The sequence below is a fragment of the Microcystis sp. M090S1 genome (genome assembly GCF_020246295.1).
GTDB classification, from domain to species: Bacteria; Cyanobacteriota; Cyanobacteriia; order Cyanobacteriales; family Microcystaceae; genus Microcystis; species Microcystis aeruginosa.
This window is the reverse complement of sequence record NZ_JADBTF010000145.1, coordinates 1-5,126: the sequence shown is the minus strand read 5'-3', so window position 1 is coordinate 5,126 and position 5,126 is coordinate 1. Positions and strand designations below refer to the sequence as shown.

Genomic DNA, 5,126 nt, shown 5'->3' with positions numbered 1-5,126 from the left:
GCGACCATAAGACCAGAACAGAGTAAATCTGTTAAGGCAGGTGCGAAAAATCCTTCGGGAAAGAAGCAGAAACCCAAATCGTGAGGTTTGGGAATCACCGTCCGTTTACGGCGGTGAGGATGTCAAGCAACACTGTTACGGGGATTATACCACCAACCTCACCCTAGAGGAATTCCTGCACGAGGATAATTTTTTCGCTTTTCAACTGTTTGGTCAACCTTTACCCCCCGACCACGGTGGTCCGCTGCGCTTAGTTGTCCCCCATCTCTACGCTTGGAAAAGTTCTAAATGGATTAATGGCTTAGAATTTCTCGATCGAGAGCAATCGGGTTTCTGGGAACGTAATGGCTACCATCGACGAGGTGATCCCTGGTTAGAGGAACGTTATGGCGGTTTTTAACCAGTTTTGGCTTAAAATCGGGTGAGATGAGCAATCAAGTCCAGTAATTCATAGCATTAAAACAAGCAAAAGTCAAGGGGGAAGCAACAAATTTTTACACGATCGCAACTGGGTAATTATAATCTCCGAATTGCCTGATCACAATATTGAACATATCCTGCTAACCCCAATGCTTGAAATAATTCCCGCGACTGAAGAAATGCTTCTTTCGCTTCCGATATACGATCGAGTTTATAGTAGGTAAGTCCCAGATTAAACAGAGTCTTTGGTTCTCCTATGATATACCCCATTTCCTGAAAGATTTCTAAGGACTGTTGATAAAACTCGATCGCTTTTTGGTATTCTCCTAGGGAATCGTAAACATTCCCCAAACCTAGATAGGAATAAGCTTCTCCTGTTATATCAGAGATTTCCCGTTTGATTGCTAAGGATTGTTGATGAAACTCGATCGCTTTTTGGTATTCTCCTAGGTAATTGTAAATATTGCCCAAATTATTGTAACAATACGCTACTCCCCTTATATCATCAATTTCCTGAAAGATTGCTAAGGACTGTTGGTAAAACTCGATCGCTTTTTGGTATTCTCTTAGGGAACTGTAAAGATTGCCTAAACCTATGTAGGATTTCGCTTCACCCACCCGATCACCCATTTCTCCTTTGATTGCTAAGGACTGTTGACAACTTTTGATCGCTTTTTGGTATTCTCCTCTGGAATAATAAATATCTGCCAATGAGTCGAGACTCGCAACTAAATCAAGTTCTAGATTTAACTCTTTTTGTAAATTGATCGCCTTTTGATAATACTCGATCGCAAGCTGTTGTTCCTGACGATAATCTGACAATGGCAGATTTGATAAACGAAGGTTATAAATCTTAGCTAAACTGGCATATAAACTCGCTAGTCTTGGCTCTTTTTTGCCTTTATTTACCTCGATTTGCTCGATTAGTTCTAACAAGTCTTCCTTAGAGATTGAAGGAATATCTTTATCTATAGTAATTTCGTCAAAAGATTGTAAAATTGGTAAAAATTCCTGAGAAGGTAAAAAGTTACTTGGAGGAGAAATAAAGCGAAAAACTCCTTTTCTCCAACTCCAAAAATCGGGGGACTTTTTGCGTAAATTTACTTCCACTGTGCTTGTTACCCAAAGAACGATGGAATAGGGAAATTCTCGCAATCCTTCCCTTGTCCATTGCAGATAACCAAAAAATTTATCTAGTTCCGATTTTTCCTGTTGCCATTCGGTCGCAACGCGCTCGCTACGCGAGATCGAGTGTAATTTTTCCACTCCTGTGGTTGTGATCACAGCATTTTTGCTTTGTAGTAACTCCGGTTTTCTGGAGACTAAACTAGCAATGGCTGCTCTTAAACTCGGTTCTTTTTGATCTAAATCAATCCGATAACAAGGGATTGCTGGTTCTAATTCTTTGCTATAGCGATCGATGATTTCTTCTCGCAATTTTTCCTGATCACACACACAAATTAATATATTTAATCTCTCTCGATTTGCCTCTAGAGAGACGATTAAACCCTCGTATTCTCTTTCATTTTGGTCAATAATTGAAGATGTTTCATTATTCATAATAAGTGGATAAATGTTAAAAACTGTCAGATACCCCCATTAGGTAGGGTTGATTCATGAATCAACCCTACGGATCAAGGGGTGATCCGCACCCCCCTTATCAAGGGGGGATCAAGGAGTGATCCGCACCCCCCTTATCAAGGGGGATCCCCCCGCCTATCGGCACCCCCCTTATCAAGGGGGGCAGGGGGGATCCATCTTCAATTTAATTATAACTACTTACTTATCCCATTCAAATTGTTCCTCTTTTTTTCATTAACTCAACCACAATCGGATGCACGTTATACCAGAGATCGCCATTGCGGTATTCCAAAATATATAAACCATGCAGCAGATCTAGAAAATTTTGATCCTTGAGATCCTTCGGTTTTGACTTTTCATAAACAGTTTTAATAATTTCCTCATCTGCTGTACCGATACTTTCAGCAAAATCGAGACTAAGTTCTGTGATTGATTGTTCTAAAACAGCTTGATTAATTTTTAGGGTATTATCATCGGGATAACGACGAACCGATCGCAAACAAACCCGACAGCAATCATTAGTAATGCGAATTAATTCTCGTAATACTCCCCCACTATAAAGACAAATTTTTTCGAGGGTGTCAGGATCGATTAAAGCGGAATCGATGCGCTTAGTGATAATCTCTGTTAAAGTAGCAATAATTTGCGGATCGGGTATAGCATTAGGTGAATTAATGTCTCCCTGTTTAAAGAGTTTATATACAGGCATTTGTACGATCTGATCATTAGTTTCTGTTTGGAGAGTTGCCTTTAAAGCTACTTCTCTTAAAGCGGCGATCGGAATAGTCATAATAATCCGAAAACCGGGCAACATAATCGCTTTAATATGGGATTGAAAAATATCCCTTACCTGTGCTAAGTCAATTTTATCAATGTCATCAACAATTACTAAGATTTTTTTCTGACTTTGGGACTCGATCGCACTGGCTATAATGTTAATTTGGGCAACTAAATCAGTAATTCTCCGCTCATATTTTTGTTTGATTTCCTGACGAATAGTCGAATTAATCTTGAGAATTCCTTTAATGTGAGCTAGTAAAGCAGAAAAGTTAAAACCCGTTTCGAGAGTGGCATCTGCTTGATTGGTTTCGGTGCGGATTTGTTCGGCAAACCATTGATAAAAGCTTTTTTTAATAGAATCTTTAATAGTTAAATTTTGGGCTTCCGCTTCTGACATCATCTGAACGGCGATCGAGAATAAAATATTAACATGATTTACGTCTGACATTTCGATCATGTCTGAGATCGAGAAGAAAACAACAAAATAGCGATCATCTAACTTTCTTTTAAATTCGTAGAGCAGGGTTGACTTACCACAACCCCGATGTCCTGCTAGAATAATTTTTCCGTCTTCCGAAGGACTATCTTCGACCAATTGTTCTAATTCTTCGATAATTTCTGTGCCGTATTTGACAGCAAAACGCTGTAATTCTTTATCCGATCGCAGGGGTAAAAGTTCCAAATTGCGATAGGCTTCTCGAAAGGGTTCCAGTAAAGGACTAACCATGAGTCATTAAATTAAGTGGGTGGGTGGAATTAAATATAAGATGAACGTAGGTTGGGTTGAAGCATGAAACCCAACGCCTGCATGGGTTACTAACCATGAGTAATTAAATTAGACTGTGTTGTGTGAAGATAATTAGCCACAAAGAAAACCAGAAAAAAACTAACTGATAACTGATAACTGATAACTGATAACTGATAACTGATAACTGATAACTGATAAGTGATAACTGATAACTGATAACTGATAATTGTTATTTTTCTGCTGCCCAACTGTCGGGAGTGTAGGTTTTTAATGCCAAAGCATGGATGGCTTCGGTAGCCAGTGCCGATTGTAAAGCGCCATAAACCATTTGATGCTGTTTAACGCGGGTTTTGCCGGCAAATTCGCCGGAAATAACCACCGCTTCCAAATGATCGCCACCTCCCGTCAAATCCCGAATCATCACTTGTGCATCGGGGATTTGTTCTTGAATCATCGCTTCTACTTGGCGAAAGTCAACCATCGTAACTCCTCAAAAAAATTAAAGATACTCTGATCCCATTTTTACCGAAAGCTCGTCAATAGGGACAAAATTTACTGCTGTGGGGGGGAGTTGTTAGGAGTTGCGGAGGTGGGAGTCGGTGCGGAGATGGGTGTACTGACAAATCCCATCTCGTAGAGTTGTTGATAGCTTTTTTGTCCTAATTCACTGGTGGGGTTTTGGGATTGAATCACCTGAATTAACAAAGGAACCGCCAATTCTGGCTGATTTTGCGCCCTATGGACCAAAGCAAGCTGATAGGTGGCTTCATCCCGCATTTGTCCCGTGTTTAAAGCACTTTGACGCTGAGAATCGAATACTTTCGGGTCAATTCCTGAGAAACTATTAGCTAATTGCAGATGATAGTTAGATAGTTGGTTAAAAATCCGGCGCGCTTGATTGAGTTTGTCCACAGCGACATCGTATTTAGCGGCATTAATAGCTGCGTTCGCTTCTTCCACTAAACGTTGTCCCCCCTGAAGACTCAGGACACTATCGGCTTGATTTAAGGGTTTTAATTCGTTAGGATCGCTGGTGGGAGTGTTAGAGTCGGGGGTTTGTGCTTGTCCGTCAGGTGCGATCGCAATCACCAAACCGATCACCAGAGTGAGCAGATAAATTAAACTATAAGGCTGTTTTCGCTTAACCATAAAATTTCTCGACTTAATGTTCCTGAGGGGAACGGCTATTTTTTTTAACATCGACAACTGACCTATAGTAGCTTTTTTGGGGCAGTTTCGATCCGACCCCAGCTTTCTAGACGTTAGCTCTAGCGGTTTTGTCGCCATGGCAAGCGCTGATTTTTCCCGAAGAATCAGTACAAGTCCCCAAAAAGTTAGTTTATCCCCCCGATTAATGGTTTAGATACCGATAATTCCCCCCTTGCAAGGCTGTCCAGATAGAATAAAGAGAAAGTAGGAGTTTAGTTAAAATGTCTTTATCGCTGATTACCCGTAAGTTTACCGAAATTTTGGGTTAAAGCCCCGTCCTTTTAGGACGGCTTTTTAAACTATATCTTGTTAACTTAACTTTTATTGTGCTATACTGATTTTGTCTAAGTCCCCCCTGCGTAAAATGTTTGTCTTAGAGTTTAAAGTT

At 40.3% G+C, this 5,126-nt stretch carries 4 protein-coding genes and 1 pseudogene; 1 reads left to right on the top strand and 4 read right to left on the bottom strand.

Annotated elements, in window-relative coordinates; all coding sequences use genetic code 11:
- Nucleotides 1–121: 121 nt before the first annotated feature.
- Nucleotides 122–400, top strand: a pseudogene (locus IM477_RS06525) (molybdopterin-dependent oxidoreductase); the annotation flags it as partial.
- A gap of 116 nt (nucleotides 401–516) precedes the next feature.
- Here the strand turns inward: IM477_RS06525 and IM477_RS06520 are convergent.
- The 4 genes from IM477_RS06520 to IM477_RS06505 form a co-directional block, all read right to left on the bottom strand.
- On the bottom strand, nucleotides 517–1,980 hold the full coding sequence (locus IM477_RS06520) for a tetratricopeptide repeat protein (RefSeq protein WP_287731008.1): 1,464 nt from the start codon (nucleotides 1,978–1,980) through the stop codon (nucleotides 517–519).
- A gap of 232 nt (nucleotides 1,981–2,212) precedes the next feature.
- Nucleotides 2,213–3,508, bottom strand: coding sequence for a P-loop NTPase fold protein (locus tag IM477_RS06515; protein WP_287731007.1), 1,296 nt, complete (start codon nucleotides 3,506–3,508; stop codon nucleotides 2,213–2,215).
- Nucleotides 3,509–3,758: 250 nt separating this feature from the next.
- Nucleotides 3,759–4,010, bottom strand: coding sequence for a BolA family protein (locus IM477_RS06510; protein WP_002737239.1), 252 nt, complete (start codon nucleotides 4,008–4,010; stop codon nucleotides 3,759–3,761).
- Between the two features lie 71 nt (nucleotides 4,011–4,081).
- Entirely contained in the window at nucleotides 4,082–4,729 is a 648-nt protein-coding gene (locus IM477_RS06505; protein ID WP_287731006.1) for a hypothetical protein, read from the bottom strand.
- Between the last annotated feature and the right edge of the window lie 397 nt (nucleotides 4,730–5,126).

What these genes read in the sequence shown, in the direction of transcription:
- IM477_RS06515 (WP_287731007.1), bottom strand. Translation starts at nt 3,508, where the DNA reads ATGGTTAGTCCTTTACTGGAACCCTTTCGAGAAGCCTATCGCAATTTG.
- IM477_RS06510 (WP_002737239.1), bottom strand. Translation starts at nt 4,010, where the DNA reads ATGGTTGACTTTCGCCAAGTAGAAGCGATGATTCAAGAACAAATCCCC.
- IM477_RS06520 (WP_287731008.1), bottom strand. Translation starts at nt 1,980, where the DNA reads ATGAATAATGAAACATCTTCAATTATTGACCAAAATGAAAGAGAATAC.
- IM477_RS06505 (WP_287731006.1), bottom strand. Translation starts at nt 4,729, where the DNA reads ATGTTAAAAAAAATAGCCGTTCCCCTCAGGAACATTAAGTCGAGAAAT.